Annotated in this window: 23 protein-coding genes and 1 pseudogene; 21 read left to right on the plus strand and 3 right to left on the minus strand. The window is 62.0% G+C overall.

Going from position 1 to position 12,860, the window contains the following annotated elements; genetic code table 11:
* Positions 1-990 precede the first annotated feature (990 nt).
* Both JNC62_RS19875 and JNC62_RS19880 read right to left on the minus strand, forming a co-directional pair.
* Positions 991-1,278, minus strand: a complete 288-nt coding sequence (locus JNC62_RS19875) for a hypothetical protein (RefSeq protein ID WP_374841230.1) — start codon at positions 1,276-1,278, stop codon at positions 991-993.
* Between the two features lie 30 nt (positions 1,279-1,308).
* Positions 1,309-1,464 (minus strand): annotated as a pseudogene (locus JNC62_RS19880) (helix-turn-helix domain-containing protein); the annotation flags it as partial.
* A gap of 177 nt (positions 1,465-1,641) precedes the next feature.
* Here JNC62_RS19880 and JNC62_RS19885 point away from each other — a divergent pair.
* Together JNC62_RS19885 and JNC62_RS19890 are read left to right on the plus strand one after the other, a co-directional pair.
* Positions 1,642-1,965, plus strand: a complete 324-nt coding sequence (locus JNC62_RS19885) for a helix-turn-helix domain-containing protein (protein WP_374841126.1) — start codon at positions 1,642-1,644, stop codon at positions 1,963-1,965.
* Positions 1,965-2,246, plus strand: coding sequence for a hypothetical protein (locus JNC62_RS19890; RefSeq protein ID WP_374841128.1), 282 nt, complete (start codon positions 1,965-1,967; stop codon positions 2,244-2,246). The genes JNC62_RS19885 and JNC62_RS19890 overlap by 1 nt, the downstream gene beginning before the upstream one ends.
* A 140-nt stretch (positions 2,247-2,386) precedes the next feature.
* Here the strand turns inward: JNC62_RS19890 and JNC62_RS19895 are convergent, their stop codons facing one another.
* Positions 2,387-2,635: a hypothetical protein gene (locus tag JNC62_RS19895; protein WP_374841130.1), complete on the minus strand. Its 249-nt coding sequence runs from the start codon at positions 2,633-2,635 to the stop codon at positions 2,387-2,389.
* Between the two features lie 121 nt (positions 2,636-2,756).
* Between JNC62_RS19895 and JNC62_RS19900 the strand changes: the two genes are divergently transcribed.
* The 19 genes from JNC62_RS19900 to JNC62_RS19990 all read left to right on the plus strand — a co-directional run bounded on the left by JNC62_RS19900 (position 2,757) and on the right by JNC62_RS19990 (position 12,817).
* A complete protein-coding gene (locus tag JNC62_RS19900; RefSeq protein ID WP_374841132.1) occupies positions 2,757-3,116 on the plus strand; it encodes a hypothetical protein in 360 nt (119 codons plus the stop codon).
* Between the two features lie 2 nt (positions 3,117-3,118).
* Positions 3,119-3,943, plus strand: a complete 825-nt coding sequence (locus JNC62_RS19905) for a ParB N-terminal domain-containing protein (protein WP_510186524.1) — start codon at positions 3,119-3,121, stop codon at positions 3,941-3,943.
* Complete coding sequence (locus JNC62_RS19910; protein WP_374841136.1) at positions 3,940-4,398, plus strand: hypothetical protein; 459 nt, start codon at positions 3,940-3,942, stop codon at positions 4,396-4,398. The genes JNC62_RS19905 and JNC62_RS19910 overlap by 4 nt, the downstream gene beginning before the upstream one ends.
* On the plus strand, positions 4,398-4,625 hold the full coding sequence (locus JNC62_RS19915) for a hypothetical protein (protein ID WP_374841138.1): 228 nt from the start codon (positions 4,398-4,400) through the stop codon (positions 4,623-4,625). Before JNC62_RS19910 ends, JNC62_RS19915 begins: the two co-directional genes overlap by 1 nt.
* Positions 4,622-6,622 carry a transposase domain-containing protein gene (locus JNC62_RS19920; RefSeq protein ID WP_374841140.1) on the plus strand — a complete coding sequence of 667 codons (2,001 nt, stop codon included), beginning with the start codon at positions 4,622-4,624 and terminating at the stop codon, positions 6,620-6,622. Before JNC62_RS19915 ends, JNC62_RS19920 begins: the two co-directional genes overlap by 4 nt.
* 64 nt (positions 6,623-6,686) lie before the next feature.
* Complete coding sequence (locus JNC62_RS19925) at positions 6,687-7,709, plus strand: AAA family ATPase (RefSeq protein ID WP_374841141.1); 1,023 nt, start codon at positions 6,687-6,689, stop codon at positions 7,707-7,709.
* Complete coding sequence (locus JNC62_RS19930) at positions 7,709-7,993, plus strand: hypothetical protein (RefSeq protein WP_374841143.1); 285 nt, start codon at positions 7,709-7,711, stop codon at positions 7,991-7,993. The genes JNC62_RS19925 and JNC62_RS19930 overlap by 1 nt, the downstream gene beginning before the upstream one ends.
* A complete protein-coding gene (locus JNC62_RS19935) occupies positions 7,990-8,241 on the plus strand; it encodes a hypothetical protein (RefSeq protein WP_374841145.1) in 252 nt (83 codons plus the stop codon). Before JNC62_RS19930 ends, JNC62_RS19935 begins: the two co-directional genes overlap by 4 nt.
* Positions 8,238-8,543 carry a hypothetical protein gene (locus JNC62_RS19940; RefSeq protein WP_374841147.1) on the plus strand — a complete coding sequence of 102 codons (306 nt, stop codon included), beginning with the start codon at positions 8,238-8,240 and terminating at the stop codon, positions 8,541-8,543. The genes JNC62_RS19935 and JNC62_RS19940 overlap by 4 nt, the downstream gene beginning before the upstream one ends.
* Positions 8,543-9,196, plus strand: a complete 654-nt coding sequence (locus JNC62_RS19945) for a DUF3164 family protein (protein WP_374841149.1) — start codon at positions 8,543-8,545, stop codon at positions 9,194-9,196. The genes JNC62_RS19940 and JNC62_RS19945 overlap by 1 nt, the downstream gene beginning before the upstream one ends.
* A gap of 10 nt (positions 9,197-9,206) precedes the next feature.
* Positions 9,207-9,698, plus strand: coding sequence for a hypothetical protein (locus tag JNC62_RS19950; protein ID WP_374841151.1), 492 nt, complete (start codon positions 9,207-9,209; stop codon positions 9,696-9,698).
* Between the two features lie 3 nt (positions 9,699-9,701).
* A complete protein-coding gene (locus JNC62_RS19955; RefSeq protein WP_374841153.1) occupies positions 9,702-9,896 on the plus strand; it encodes a hypothetical protein in 195 nt (64 codons plus the stop codon).
* On the plus strand, positions 9,893-10,135 hold the full coding sequence (locus JNC62_RS19960) for a hypothetical protein (RefSeq protein ID WP_374841155.1): 243 nt from the start codon (positions 9,893-9,895) through the stop codon (positions 10,133-10,135). The genes JNC62_RS19955 and JNC62_RS19960 overlap by 4 nt, the downstream gene beginning before the upstream one ends.
* Positions 10,132-10,782: a regulatory protein GemA gene (locus JNC62_RS19965; RefSeq protein WP_374841157.1), complete on the plus strand. Its 651-nt coding sequence runs from the start codon at positions 10,132-10,134 to the stop codon at positions 10,780-10,782. The genes JNC62_RS19960 and JNC62_RS19965 overlap by 4 nt, the downstream gene beginning before the upstream one ends.
* Positions 10,782-11,219, plus strand: coding sequence for an ASCH domain-containing protein (locus JNC62_RS19970; RefSeq protein ID WP_374841159.1), 438 nt, complete (start codon positions 10,782-10,784; stop codon positions 11,217-11,219). Before JNC62_RS19965 ends, JNC62_RS19970 begins: the two co-directional genes overlap by 1 nt.
* A complete protein-coding gene (locus JNC62_RS19975; RefSeq protein ID WP_374841160.1) occupies positions 11,216-11,971 on the plus strand; it encodes an SAM-dependent DNA methyltransferase in 756 nt (251 codons plus the stop codon). The genes JNC62_RS19970 and JNC62_RS19975 overlap by 4 nt, the downstream gene beginning before the upstream one ends.
* A gap of 62 nt (positions 11,972-12,033) precedes the next feature.
* A complete protein-coding gene (locus tag JNC62_RS19980; RefSeq protein ID WP_374841162.1) occupies positions 12,034-12,279 on the plus strand; it encodes a hypothetical protein in 246 nt (81 codons plus the stop codon).
* Positions 12,276-12,470 carry a hypothetical protein gene (locus JNC62_RS19985; RefSeq protein WP_374841164.1) on the plus strand — a complete coding sequence of 65 codons (195 nt, stop codon included), beginning with the start codon at positions 12,276-12,278 and terminating at the stop codon, positions 12,468-12,470. The genes JNC62_RS19980 and JNC62_RS19985 overlap by 4 nt, the downstream gene beginning before the upstream one ends.
* Positions 12,467-12,817: a hypothetical protein gene (locus tag JNC62_RS19990; RefSeq protein WP_374841166.1), complete on the plus strand. Its 351-nt coding sequence runs from the start codon at positions 12,467-12,469 to the stop codon at positions 12,815-12,817. The genes JNC62_RS19985 and JNC62_RS19990 overlap by 4 nt, the downstream gene beginning before the upstream one ends.
* Positions 12,818-12,860 lie beyond the last annotated feature (43 nt).

Below are 12,860 nucleotides of genomic sequence, written 5' to 3' on the forward strand. Positions count from 1 at the left end.
TGTTGTTTGACACGAAGGACCGGAATTACCGGGAATATCTGGGATAAGGCGGGAACTGGCGCTAAAGCCCCGGAAATCAAGCGGTTCGGCGTGATCGAGGGTTGCGCCTGGCGCGGGGCGTTTTGACAGCGCAATCACCGCATATCGCTATGCACGGCGGCAACATCGTCGACGCGGCGGTCGGCTTCAAGGGACCGCTCAAAGATCACCAAAAAGCCTTTGAGGCGTCTTCAAACCATTGAAAACCAAGCAGACTGCTGCGGCCAATAAGTCGGCCCGGTTGACGCGGATCGCGGCTTTGGATCTCACCGAGACCAATTCTAGGTTTGACAATTCGTCAATCCTCCACCGGGAAACGGCGCAAAACGTTGAATTTCTTTGTCAATCTTCGAAAAACTAGCGTCGCTGTTCTCAAATCAGGTTTGCAGCCATCCGGCAATCTGCGGACGCTCGACAAGGTTTGCGCGAACAATTGGAGGTTTGCGCGTTAACCTCTCCTCTCTATAATTATCTTGGGCTTGAACACCCTGACTTCACATAGGCGCGCCGCCATAGCGGTGGCCGAACACATGCGCAGCTTGGCGGCTGGCGCATTCGCCGTGGCCTTTCGGCCGGGGGCGATGTGCCATGTCCAAGCTCCGGCTAAAAGCGCATCGGCGTGTCTGTGAAGCACGTGTTCAACCCCCGGCTCCGGCACTGACTGCCGGAACAACGCAGTGGGCCATGGCATGCAATTCGTTCCGTTGAACAGAGCTCGCGATCTCAGAAGCAACAAGACCGCTTGCCTTCAGATGGTGACGCGCCTTAGCCTTAACAGATACTTAATTGGCATTTGAGGCATTGTTGAAGTGATCGCATAAACCGTAACCGCCATTCATTTGGAAGCAGATTCTTCCTTTCCGACATCGTCGATGCTTTCCGCCTGGTTGGCCTAACCGGGACAGCTCGGCTCTGCGCCAGATTCCCCGAGGATCATACATGGTCTCACGATCATGAGGCCTCGCGTTTCCCGCTACCAGGCTTGGCATTAGCTACCCGTTCCTTGAAGCGCTCCCGCAAGACCGGGATCAACGCTGTCACCACCGCCTTGTCGCGGATATCCGCGACCATCCCCAGCAGCTGGTTATAAAGTTCGCCGGCCTCTGCAGTAACCGCCCTCGGCGGCGGCGTCTGCTTGCACTCGACGAAGACGGCCTGGACGGTGTCGTGCAGCTGCTGCAGTAGAACGATATCGACACCGGTGCTGGGCGCCGGCGCCTTCGACGGTTCGTCGAACATGTTCCCCTCCCCTGTAATCAGCCAGGTCAGGCTTACGCCGTATTTCGTCCGGTACGCAGACAGGGCGAGAGCGTCGGGAGTTCGGTCTCCTCGCTCATAATACCCGAGCATCGGCTCCGTTAGACCAACGGTTTCAGCGAAAGCCGCTCGTTGCTGAGGGAAACCCAGCTTTTCCCGAGTTTGCACGAGCCGGTCGCCCAGCGGTGTTTTCGACGGTTTCGGTTTCTTCCCCAATAATCGCTGATCTCACAAATTGGTATTTACTATCTACCAAATTGTGATATCCCTTTCTGTGTTCGCAGATTTCATCACCCCAAAAAAGGAGGCCGGCCAGGGCCTCCCATCTGGATCAAGGAATTATTTATGCATCGTGCCTCCACGAGCGACAAGACCGACCGTGCAGAACGCCGCCGACTTGAAGAGGTCGCCCGCATCCGCGCCCGCCTGACCCTTGCCAAACTCACCCTCAGAGAGATCGACAAGGCCTACAATCTTCCCGCTGGTACGGCGGGCAATGCCGTGCACGAACCGCACCTTGCCGGCGAGCGCGCCATCGCCGCGGCGCTGAAGACGCGCCCGGAATATCTGTGGCGCACGCGTTACCATTCGGACGGCCGGCGGATCACGCCGCAGCCTGCGGAAAACTATCGCCATGCCCGCCGCCAGCACGCGCAGGTGGCAGCATGATGCGTGACGCCGACAGGAACGCTGCTCTGGCCTTGCGCGACCTGCGCCGTAGGACCTCCGGTCCCGGCCGTCAGACCCGCTCTGCCGACGCCACACCCGAACAATCGCGGATCATGACCGCCGCCGATAGGGCGAAACGCACGGCCAAAATCGACGTCGTTCCTTTTGTGCCGTCGCACTCGGCTTTTTGCCGAAAGGCGGAAGTGCTTTTGCTTTGCGGCGTTCCGTTCGTCTCGTTATCCGCTGTGCTCGCCCTGGTCCTGCAGGGGGTGATGCGATGACGTTTTGCCAGCATGCAGACGAAGCATTGGCGAAGCTCATCGCCCTGCCCACCCAAGACAGTCTCGCGGCCCTCGTCGATGCTGCGCTCGCAGCCTTGGACTACAGGCAAGACGAGGAGATTGCCGCGAAGGTCCTGATCTCAATCCTTCTGCATGATGACCTTGCGGAGGCGATCGATGGCCGCCTCTAACTGCGCACCGCGCAACATGACGTCATCTGGATGCCGCATCTCCTGCAAGTGCGCGATCATGCTCTCCGGCGTGACCGCCTTTCCTTCGGCGAACAATTCCAACACCGCTTCGGCAACTGGATGCCGCCAGAACGTTGGGTCGCCTTTGAGCATTTCGGCCCGCATCTGCAGGATTTCCTCGGGTGATTTTCTCGCCATTTCAATCGTCTCCAGGTGGCTGGTTCGCGTGGGGATGACAGGTGCCGGGTCGGGTTGCCGCCCCGCCCGGCACCGCCAGCTTGTCATGAGTCGCGCGGCACAACCAAAGGGAGTTTTTCGCATGCGTAATCCCTATTCCCAGGACGAGCGCCTGACGGCGATGGTCAGCGCTGCTTTCCGCGCCAGCCGGTCGCACTTCAACCACCTTCCGATCCGCTTCCTCATCGATCCGCCAGTTGAGCTATTCGATGCCAAGCTCGCGCGGCAGATCACTATCCACATCCTGAATGTCGAGTTCGATATTCCGCGCCGCCGGCTGACGAAGCTGCTCGGCGTCGGCCGCGCCATGGTTTTGCAGTCGATCCGCACGGTCGATCAGCGCCGTCTCGAGCCGGTTTTCGAGCGGGCCTACGAGCGTATCGCAGCGCGTGCCAGGGACAATTTCTTGACGGCGCTGGCCGAAGCTTCGGAGGCCGCATAGCCATGGCCGAACTTATCCGACTGAACTTGAAGGACCTTTACCGCGGCGATCGCCTGCGGCCGGTGGACATGGACATTGCCGCCGCCATCGGCGCGTCCTTCAAAGAGCGCGGGCAGATATCGCCGATCACCGTGCGGCGCACGCCTGCGAAGAACAAGGGCGCTACGCCCTTCACCCTGATCACCGGAGGCCATCGTTGCGCTGCGGCCGATATCAACGGCTGGACGGAACTTGACGCGCTCGTCGTCGAGGCGGACGGCGCCGAAGCGCAGTTGATGGAGATCGCCGAAAACCTCTACCGCAACGAGTTGAGCGCGCTCGACCGCGCTATCTTCGTGCTGAAGTACCGCGAGCTGTGGGAGGAGCAGCACGGAAAAATAGAACGAGGCAAGTATTCCGCCGAAAAGGGCACCGAGTGCCCTTTTATATTCGCTCCTGGTCGCGAGCTTTCAAAGCAGGTTCAAGAGCGCCTGGGCTTCGGCGAAACCACCTATAAGAAGGTCACGCGGATTGGCCAGAACCTGCACCCGACCCTTCGCGCCGCCATCCGTGGCACCGAGGCCGAAACGGATCAATCGAAGCTCCTGAAGCTCGCCAAACTGCCGGCCGATGATCAGCTGCGCGTCGCGGCCTCTCTCAAGGAAAAGCCCGACCTGAAGCTCGCGCTGTCCTGGCTGAAGCCGGAGAAGCCGGCCGTCGACCCGCAAGAGGCGATCTTCCAGAAGGTTACGGCGCTGCTCGGCAAAGCCGATGACCTAACCCTGCTACGCCTTCTGAACCACATCGGCGACCTGCGCGACTTCTCTGAACTGGAGAAGGCGGCATGAAACACGATCCGTCCCAGCCCGATTTCTTCGCCGAGCCGGTCTTTCCGACCCGCTCACCCGTCGAGCGGATCGACATCGACCGTTTCCGCAGTCGCCTAAAGCGCGAGATGGCCCGCGCCATTCGGGAATGTCCTTACGACCGGCCGACCATCGCCGCCCGTATGGCGACGTATCTCGGCGTGCATTCCATCTCCAAGGCATCGCTCGACGCCTACACCGCCGAAAGCAAAGAAGGGCACGATGTCAGCCTCGTGCGCTTCAAAGCATTCGTGCGGGCGACCGGAGCGGTCTGGCTTTGGGATGTCATCGTCTCCGAGGATGGTCTCCTTCTTCTCCAGGGCGACGAAGCGCGACTGGCGGAAATCGAACGGCTTCGCCAGGAGCAGCGCGCCATCGGGGCCGAAATCCGCAAGTTGACGGCCACGCCCGTCCGGATCCGGAGAGGCGAACGCTGATGGCCGGGAAGATCTCCATCGTCGGTCAGATCGCCGAAGTCGACCGCGAAATCGCCGAGCGGGAAAAGCTCTATCCGCGCCTCGTTCGCGAGGGCCGGATGAAGGAAGAGCAGCGCGTCATGCTGATGGACCGCATCTTCGCGGTGCGTGCGACGCTGATGTTCTGCCGCGAGCACGAAGCCGACATTCGCGCCTACATGCTCGCCAAGAAGGACCGCAGCGAATGAAGGACTGGTTCACCCTCGCCGAACTCGACAAGGCCAAGCTTCCCGGCCTTCCCTGCGGCCTTCGGGAGATTTATCGGCATGCCGAGCGGCATGGCTGGCGGCTCGATCCCCGCAAGGTCCGCAAGCGTGATGCGGCAGGCGGTGGCCTCGAATTCCACTACAGCCTCCTTCCCGACGCCGCCCGCTCAAAGATCGCGTTCCTCGAGACCGCACCGACCCTTCCCGAGACGGCGGTCTCAAAGCTGCTTTGGAGACGGTTTGAGGCGCTCACAGACGCGCAGCGTGCAGTCTGCCAGAAGCGGCTCGACGCGGTGCTGGCATGGGAAGATATGCGCGCCGCCGGCATCAGCGCACGAGAGGCAACCGCCTATTGCGAAGCGAAGTTCGAAGTCGCTCGGGCTACCCTCTACGAGTGGCGGCAGATGGTGGAAGGCAAGGCCAGACAGGACTGGCTTGCCGCCCTCGCGCCAGACAACACCGGTGCAACCGGCGAAGACATGAAGGTCGAGTGCCACCCCGATGCCTGGGACGTGCTGGCATCGGATTACCTGCGCCCCGAAGCGCCGAAGTTTTCATCCTGCTATCGCCGCATGATCGACGTGGCCAATAAGAAAGGATGGGCACCGATCCCATCCGAGCGGACCTTGCGCCGCCACATGGACATCAAGGTTCCACGCGCGGTCCAGATCCTTTCCCGAAAGGGCAAGGAGGAGGCCATGAGGCTAATTCCGGCCCAGCAGCGTTCCGTCGCCCACCTGATGGCAATGCAGTATGCCAACACGGACGGCCACAAACTCGATCTGCACGTCCAGATGCCGGGCCGGGACAAGCCAACCCGCGTTTTCCTGATGGCGACGCAGGACATTTATTCGCGCAAGATCCTCTCTTGGGTGCTGACCGAGGCCGAGACCTGGGAGGCCGTGCGCACCATCATCGGCCGGATGGTCGAGGAGCACGGCATTCCCGAGCGCCTCTACATGGACAATGGCCGCGCCTTTGCCTCGAAAAAGATCTCGGGGGGAGCCCGACGCCGTAACCGCTTCAAGATCACGGAAGACGAAGTTGCCGGCCTCCTCAAGACGCTCGGCATCGACGGCCGCTTCGTGACACCGTACTCGGGTCAATCCAAGCCTATCGAGCGCGGTTGGGGCGACCTGGCCGAGGAGATCGCCAAGCATCCGGACATGGCGGGTGCCTATACCGGTCGCAGCCCGGAACATAAGCCGGAAAACTACGGCAAGTGGGCCGTTCCGATCGACCAGCTCGAAAGGCATGTCGCGGCGCGGATTGCCGAACACAATGCTCGCGCCGGGCGGAAAACCGAAACCGCCAAGGGCCGCAGCTTCGACGCCGTATTCGCCGAGAGCATGGCGGATCCGGCAAACCTCGTCCGCTTCGCGAGCCCGATGCAACGTTCGCTCTGGATGTTGACCGCCGAGACGGTCACCGCGCGCAAACCCTCCGGCGCGATCCATCTCTTTGACAACCGGTATTGGTCACGTGAGCTGAACCAGTGGATCGGAAAGAAGCTGACCGTGCGCTTCGATCCGTCTGATCTGCACGCGGCTGTCAAGGTCTACGACCCGCAGGGCCGCCTGATCTGCGAAGCAGAATGCATCGACAAAACCGGCTTCGATTGCCAGGCAGCCGCCCGCGAAACCGCTCGCGCCAAGAGCGAGTTTGCAAAGTCCGTCAAGGCACAGAAGGGCGCAGCGCGTCGCCTGAGCGATCTCCAGCTTCAGGAATTGATGGGCCGCGGCGATCGTGCGGAGACGCCGAAGGCGAAGCCAGACCGGCCAAAGGTGACGCGCCTCATCACGCGCCAGCAGGCCGTACCCTCCATGACCTCGGAGGCGATCGACGAACATGAATTCGAAGACAATTTCAGCCGGGGCCTTGCGCGCCTGGCCGGCGGCGAAGCCGCCATTCTCCCATTCCCCAAAGGGGATCGACCGGCGAGTGCAGCGTCCGGTCGCAAATGCAGAGCCGAGAAGTAAAGCGTTCGGTTCCCAAAAAAATAGCGGGCCGAAGCCCGCATCAGAGAAACTCAAGGAACCCTAAATGAAAAAGCCGATCACTACAATTCCAGACTGGAATTTTCCGACGCCCGCACAAGCGTTCGTGGACAAGCATGGCCCCGCCGAAGTGGAAAGATGGCGCAAGCTTTTGAGCCGCGTCATCGACATTGCTCGGGAGCACGGCTGGAACAAAGCCGAAGTCGGACGCCGCGCCGGCGTGAAGGATGGCACCTTCAGCCAATGGTCCAACGGGAACTATCCCGGCCTCCTTGGCAATGTAAACGACGATATCAGCAACTGGCTGGATGCGCTTGAAGAAAGCGCCGGCATTGCCGCCAGCCTCCCCGTCTCACCTAAGTTCATCCGCACCGCGACAGGCGCCGAGGTCTACAACGTCTTGCTGTATTCGCAGCTCTCGGCCGGCTTCACCATGGTGGTGCTGCCCTCCGGATCGGGAAAGACCACGGCCGCCCGGCACTTCGTCGACACCCGTCCGCATTGCTGGATTGCAACGGTCAGCCCTCACACGAAAACAGTCCATGGCCTGCTCGTCGAACTCGCAATGGAACTCGACGTCCAGGAGCACAATCCCGCCCGCCTTGTGCGCGCGATCGGCAGGCGACTGCAGCGGATCGGCGAAGGGTCGCTGCTCATCATCGACGAGGCGCAGAATCTCGTTCCGGACGCCATCAACCAGTTGCGGCACTTCGTCGATAACTACAACTGCGGTGTGGCGCTGATCGGCAACGAGGATACCGGGACGGCCTTTCTGAAGGAACGTGGGTCGATCGCCAGCCGCGCCCAGGTGGTCACCCGGTTCGACCGGCGTCTGCGGACAGAACGCGACCCGGCCGGCGATGCCAGGATGCTTATCAGTGCCTGGGGGATCGAGGACGCCGATTGCGTCAAGTTTCTTTCCGGCATCGCCTCCAAGCCCGGCGCATTGCGCAACATCGATCGTACCGTGCGTGCGGCGGCGATGATGGCGCTCGGTGCCGGCGAGGACATTTCTCTCAAGCACCTGACCGCGGCATGGCGGAACCGGGACATGGGAGAGCTGGCATGATGGCTGCCGCTCCAGAAACGAAGCTTTCGGTCGAAATCCGCTCGATCAGCGGAAAGCTCGCCAATGCCAATAAAGAGGAGTTGCCCGCCATCGGTCATCTGCTCGACAGGCTGGCCGACCTTGCCCACGCAATGGAACTGGAGCTGCAACTCCTCAGGGACATGGAGGCCGGCCGGGAATTGCGGACTGGCATACGGACGGCCATTGCAGTCCAGTTCGCCAACCCGGATGGCAGCGAGCCGAGCGACAACGTCATCTTCAGCGAATTCGGGAGGAAGGGATGAACACGCACCTTTCCGACCACCTGAAGGCGACCCGCGACAAGCTGAAGTCGCGAGAGCGTTTCGGGCTCTTCCTCACGCCCTGCGGCATCCGGAAGCTGGTGAAGCGCTTCAACACTTTCGTCGCGCTCGCCGAAGAACTGGAAGACGAACTGCATCTGCAGGAGCTGCGTGCGCATGCCGCTCGCCGGCAGAGCGCAGAGATCGTTCCTTTTCCCGGTCCTCCCGATGACGGCGGTCACGCGGCATGAGCGCCATCGACCTCACCATCGCCGTACCGAAGGACGTCCTGCTCGATCGCCTCGCACCGGATATCGACGGGATCGTGAGAGACCGGATGGCTGCGATCTCGGGGCAGACAGCGGCGAGAGAAGAGCGTCGCCGCAGCGTGGATGCTGCCCTTCATCAGGCCATCAAGAACGTCACGCGGGCAGTTGCCCGCGTCGACAACTCCAGAAACACGCGGGACGAGGTTCCCGCAATCAACGCACTTGTCGCGGCCGCCTCCGGGTTGCGCCGCGCGCACAGCGCTTTCCAGGAAGGATCGAAGTAATGGACGCCTGCATCCTCGAAGAAAAGCCGGCCATCGGCGTCACCCTCGTCAACGGTCGCGAATTCATGACCAACAGCAAGGGCGACCTGGTCGCCGCCTCTAACGTGAAGCCGGAAGACAAGCTGCAGGACGAAATGGTCCGCAAGATGATCGGTTTCGCCGCCGATCTCAGCGCGCAGATTACCCGCTTCCGCGACCACTCCATGGCCGATATCGCCGCCTTTGATGATCTGCTCGCCCAGGAATACGGCGCTAAGGTCGGCGGCAAGAAGGGAAACAAGACCTACCAGACCTTCGACGGGCTGATGAAAGTCCAGGTGCAGGTCGCCAACCTGATCGACTTCGGCCCGCAGCTGCAGATCGCCAAGTCGCTCATCGACGAGTGCCTGAACGAATGGTCGACCGACAGCCGGCCGGAAATCCAGACCATCGTCACCCGCGCCTTCAACACCGACAAGGAAGGCCAGATCAACAAGTCGGAGCTGTTCATGCTGCTGCGCCTTGATATCGACGATCCGCGCTGGGCGCGGGCGATGGATGCCATCCGCGACAGCATCCGCGTCACCGGCTCGAAGGAGTACCTGCGGTTCTATCGCCGACCGTCGATCGAGGCCCAGTGGACCGCCATTACCATCGATCTGGCCAGGGCATGAGGGCGAGACCATGCGGACAACTGTTTCCCGAGACGAAGCGATCAAGTTCCTTGAACGAGCCTGCCGCAACTGGTCCAAAGTCCCGCGGCTATCTGAAGATGATATCGCTGACGTCGCGTCCGAACTGTTGAGGTTCGTCGCGTCCTCTCCCAACACAAGAGCGGTGATCCCTCCCTCAGTCATCTACGCGGCCCTGAAGGACTGGTACGGCGAGGATGACGAATGGAGCCATAAGCAGTTCGTCGCTATGGAGAAGGTGGTGTCCAGCGCTATCGCAACGCTCCAGGGAACGCTTCCCGCTGTCTTCGCTGCCGAAGTGAACGCGGCCGAGGCTGATGCAGTCCCCATTCATATTCGAGACTTTCTCGGCAGGGTACAGGGAATTTGCATGGGTATTGCCATGTCCGGCCGAGATCATCCAAACCCGGATGGTGCGCTGATGGAACTCTACTCAGAGGCACAGGAAATCCTCTTCCCGACTGCTCTCGTGCGGGAAACCTAGAAGATGAGACACTACCGCGACCAGAAAGCGATCGCCGAAGCTATCGCCGGAATGTTCCAGGCTGAGGGCGCCCGCGTCGTCGAGCAGGACGGCGCTCTCCACGCCTTCTTCTTCGATGACGACCTCTCCGCCCCTATGCCGGTGGCAAAGGTCAACATCGACAAGCTGGCAGCTGCCATCGAAAGGCGGCTGTCATGAAACTCTGGTTGATCCTTTATGTCGGTCAGCAGATTGGCGGCACATGGGGACCGCTCCCCTACGGCTTGAACGAATGTGAACGCCGCGCCGCCGAAGGCAACGCCATCTCCGAGCAGGCCCGCGGACGGCCCGAATTGATCGGGAAGATGAAGCGTAACGGCATCAGCGCCCCTCTACAGGACTGGAAGTTCGTCTGCGAGTTCCGTTCGGAGCGTCCGGCCCTGGGAGGTCAGCCATGACCTCCGCGATCGCCGCCATCCACACCGGCTGCAAGCAGCTCGGCATCGACGAAGACGGGCGCCGCGCGATCTATGAGCGCGTCACCGGCAAACCCAGCCTCAAGCTCATGTCATCGACCGAACAGGAGGCCGTCGTCACCGAGCTGCGCCGGCTCGGCTTCACGGCCGTCGACCGTCGCGCGAACGGCCGGCAGAAGCTGACCGGCAAGTTCGCCAAGAAGCTGCAGGCGCTCTGGATCGCCGGCTGGAACCTTGGCGTCGTCCGCGATCGCGACGACGCCGCCCTGGTCGCCTTCGTCAAGCGCCAGACCGGTATCGATCACACGCGCTGGCTCACCTATGCCGACGATGCCGGCGCCGCGATCGAGGCCCTGAAAGCTTGGCTCCGGCGCGAGGCCGGCGTCAACTTCGGTAACACCAACGGCTATGACTGGCTCGCGGCCGATGGCGCGAAGATCGCCTGGGCGCAGTGGCGCATCCTCCACCCCGGTGCGTCCATGATGGTGCGGCAGGGGTTTGATGAAGCCGTCTTCAAGATCCTCGGCAGGACGAACTTCTACCTTGCCGCGGTCACGCCGAAGGAATGGCAGACGATCATGAACACCTTCGGCGAGCGCGTCCGCGCTGCCAGGAAGGCGGCCGGCTGATGGTCGCCTATTCCTTCAAGTCGTTCTTCTCGCCGCAGATCGTCGCCGGTACCAAGCGGCAGACGATCCGCGGCGATCGCGCACGGCATGCCCGCCCAGGCGAGCGCATCCAGCTCTACCAGGGCATGCGGACCAAGTACTGCACCAAGATCATCGAAGACCAGATCTGCACGGCCGTCATGCCGATCGAGATCCTGTTGAGCGATCTCATCAACGAGATCGTCGCCCGCATCGCCATCAACGGCCGGCCGCTGCGCTATCCCGAGATCGAAGAATTCGCCCGCCTGGACGGTTTCGCGCCCGAGCTGCTCACTGGCAGCCTTCCGGCGAGATTAATCGGCCGCACCGCCCGCGAAACCATGGGTCGCTTCTGGCGCCAGGCGCACGGCGACATCAGCCGCTTCCATGGCGTTCTCATCACCTGGGAGCCGGCATGACGAACGCCCGCACGTCCTCGGCGGTCATGGCCCAGCGATCGCAGCCGCGCGGCTCGCTGGATTATTTCCCGACGCCGCCCTGGGCGACGCGCGCCGTCGTGCACGAAGTTCTTTCCCGCTATGGCATCGTCGACCTGCGCGCCAAGCGCGTTCGCGACCCTTGCGCCGGCGGCGGCCACATGGTCGCCCCGCTGCGCGAGTCCTTCGGTGCCGTCGATCTTTCCGACGTTCATGATTGGGGCATCAAGCCCGAGATTCGCGACTTCACGTTCGAGACCCGCGAAACCCTTCTCGCCGATGGTCATGAAGTGCCGCACTGGATCTTCTGCAACCCGCCCTTTGAGATCGCATCCACCTTCCTTGAGCGCGCCCTTTCGATCGCGACGGAAGGTGTAGCCTTTCTCTGCCGCCTCGGCTGGATCGCCGGCCAGGCCCGTCACGACAACATTTTCGGGCCGCGTCCGCCGCGCTTCTTCTGCCCCTTTGCCGAACGGGTGCCGATGATCGAAGGCGCCTGGGACCCGGAGGCCAGCTCGGCAACCGATTACGCGTGGTTTGTCTGGCTGCTCGACGAAACCACCGAGTTTCCCGGTCGAACCGAAGTTTGGCACCTGCCGCCCGGCATGGAGGACCGTTACACCCGCGAGTCCGATCGTGCCCTTGCCACACCTGGCGAAGCTGCTCGCCGCGCCGCTGCCCGCAAGGCCAACAAGGCAGATAGCGCGCCCTCGCTTTTCGGGGGGCTGCTGTGACCGACCGCACCGACACCAGCATTGGAATTCGCAGTTCTTGCCGAACCGGAGGAAACGTCCCGATGACCGAGCTTGTCCGCGTAACCGATCATGCTGTCCTGCAGTACCTCGCCCGCGTTCATGGGCTCGATGTCGAGCATTTCCGCCAGCACATTGCCGCCCGTACGCAGACCGGCGCCAACCAGGGCGCCACCGGCGTCATCGTCGACGGCGTCAAGTTCGTCCTGAAGGGATTCGCCGTCGTCAGCGTCTATGACAAGAGCTGGCCGTCGCGCGATCTGCGCAGCAATCGCGAGGTCACGTTATGATGGCCTCGCTCCCGCTCTTTGATCGCAGCGAACTGGATGCGGTTCGAGCCGAGCGTGAAGACCTTTTGAAGAAGCTTCAAAAGGGCGGCCGGGACGCGCATTCGCGCATTCGCATGGAGTTGAAGGTCAGCCTCCTGACCGCACGCCAGGTGCGTCTCGAGTCCAAGCTCGGGATCGGGAGGAAACAGTGACCGGCGTAAAGATCCCGGCCCACCTTCAGCCCTATATCGACGCACTCGGCGAGGATCTCGGCATTGAGTTCCTGCTGTCGTTCGGCGGGTCCTATGTCTACCTCTCCGAGCGGCCGCAGGCGCGCTCGCCGGTCGTGGAGCTGCTCGGCGAGGAACTGTCGATTACGCTCGCCAGGAGCGTCGGCGCCGGCAGCTTTCGCGTGCCTGTCGGCAAGCCCTTTATCGCGCGCCATTTCCGCGCTAAGAGATGGACGATCAACGCGATCGCGCGCAAGCTGCATGTCACCGATGTGACCGTGCGCGGATGGCTGAAGCAAGCCGACACCCGCCAGCTCTCCCTCCTCTAGTCCAACCACAAACCCTTGTGGCTGTTTCGACGGCCGCCCAAAA

Origin of the sequence: Mycoplana ramosa (assembly GCF_041930185.1) — a bacterium.
Lineage (GTDB): Bacteria > Pseudomonadota > Alphaproteobacteria > Rhizobiales > Rhizobiaceae > Mycoplana > Mycoplana ramosa.

Bases quoted from the DNA above. Each gene is read 5' to 3' on its own strand.
- JNC62_RS19875 (WP_374841230.1), bottom strand. From the start codon at position 1,278: ATGTTCGACGAACCGTCGAAGGCGCCGGCGCCCAGCACCGGTGTCGAT.
- JNC62_RS19885 (WP_374841126.1), top strand. From the start codon at position 1,642: ATGCATCGTGCCTCCACGAGCGACAAGACCGACCGTGCAGAACGCCGC.
- JNC62_RS19890 (WP_374841128.1), top strand. From the start codon at position 1,965: ATGCGTGACGCCGACAGGAACGCTGCTCTGGCCTTGCGCGACCTGCGC.
- JNC62_RS19895 (WP_374841130.1), bottom strand. From the start codon at position 2,635: ATGGCGAGAAAATCACCCGAGGAAATCCTGCAGATGCGGGCCGAAATG.
- JNC62_RS19900 (WP_374841132.1), top strand. From the start codon at position 2,757: ATGCGTAATCCCTATTCCCAGGACGAGCGCCTGACGGCGATGGTCAGC.
- JNC62_RS19905 (WP_510186524.1), top strand. From the start codon at position 3,119: ATGGCCGAACTTATCCGACTGAACTTGAAGGACCTTTACCGCGGCGAT.
- JNC62_RS19910 (WP_374841136.1), top strand. From the start codon at position 3,940: ATGAAACACGATCCGTCCCAGCCCGATTTCTTCGCCGAGCCGGTCTTT.
- JNC62_RS19915 (WP_374841138.1), top strand. From the start codon at position 4,398: ATGGCCGGGAAGATCTCCATCGTCGGTCAGATCGCCGAAGTCGACCGC.
- JNC62_RS19920 (WP_374841140.1), top strand. From the start codon at position 4,622: ATGAAGGACTGGTTCACCCTCGCCGAACTCGACAAGGCCAAGCTTCCC.
- JNC62_RS19925 (WP_374841141.1), top strand. From the start codon at position 6,687: ATGAAAAAGCCGATCACTACAATTCCAGACTGGAATTTTCCGACGCCC.
- JNC62_RS19930 (WP_374841143.1), top strand. From the start codon at position 7,709: ATGGCTGCCGCTCCAGAAACGAAGCTTTCGGTCGAAATCCGCTCGATC.
- JNC62_RS19935 (WP_374841145.1), top strand. From the start codon at position 7,990: ATGAACACGCACCTTTCCGACCACCTGAAGGCGACCCGCGACAAGCTG.
- JNC62_RS19940 (WP_374841147.1), top strand. From the start codon at position 8,238: ATGAGCGCCATCGACCTCACCATCGCCGTACCGAAGGACGTCCTGCTC.
- JNC62_RS19945 (WP_374841149.1), top strand. From the start codon at position 8,543: ATGGACGCCTGCATCCTCGAAGAAAAGCCGGCCATCGGCGTCACCCTC.
- JNC62_RS19950 (WP_374841151.1), top strand. From the start codon at position 9,207: ATGCGGACAACTGTTTCCCGAGACGAAGCGATCAAGTTCCTTGAACGA.
- JNC62_RS19955 (WP_374841153.1), top strand. From the start codon at position 9,702: ATGAGACACTACCGCGACCAGAAAGCGATCGCCGAAGCTATCGCCGGA.
- JNC62_RS19960 (WP_374841155.1), top strand. From the start codon at position 9,893: ATGAAACTCTGGTTGATCCTTTATGTCGGTCAGCAGATTGGCGGCACA.
- JNC62_RS19965 (WP_374841157.1), top strand. From the start codon at position 10,132: ATGACCTCCGCGATCGCCGCCATCCACACCGGCTGCAAGCAGCTCGGC.
- JNC62_RS19970 (WP_374841159.1), top strand. From the start codon at position 10,782: ATGGTCGCCTATTCCTTCAAGTCGTTCTTCTCGCCGCAGATCGTCGCC.
- JNC62_RS19975 (WP_374841160.1), top strand. From the start codon at position 11,216: ATGACGAACGCCCGCACGTCCTCGGCGGTCATGGCCCAGCGATCGCAG.
- JNC62_RS19980 (WP_374841162.1), top strand. From the start codon at position 12,034: ATGACCGAGCTTGTCCGCGTAACCGATCATGCTGTCCTGCAGTACCTC.
- JNC62_RS19985 (WP_374841164.1), top strand. From the start codon at position 12,276: ATGATGGCCTCGCTCCCGCTCTTTGATCGCAGCGAACTGGATGCGGTT.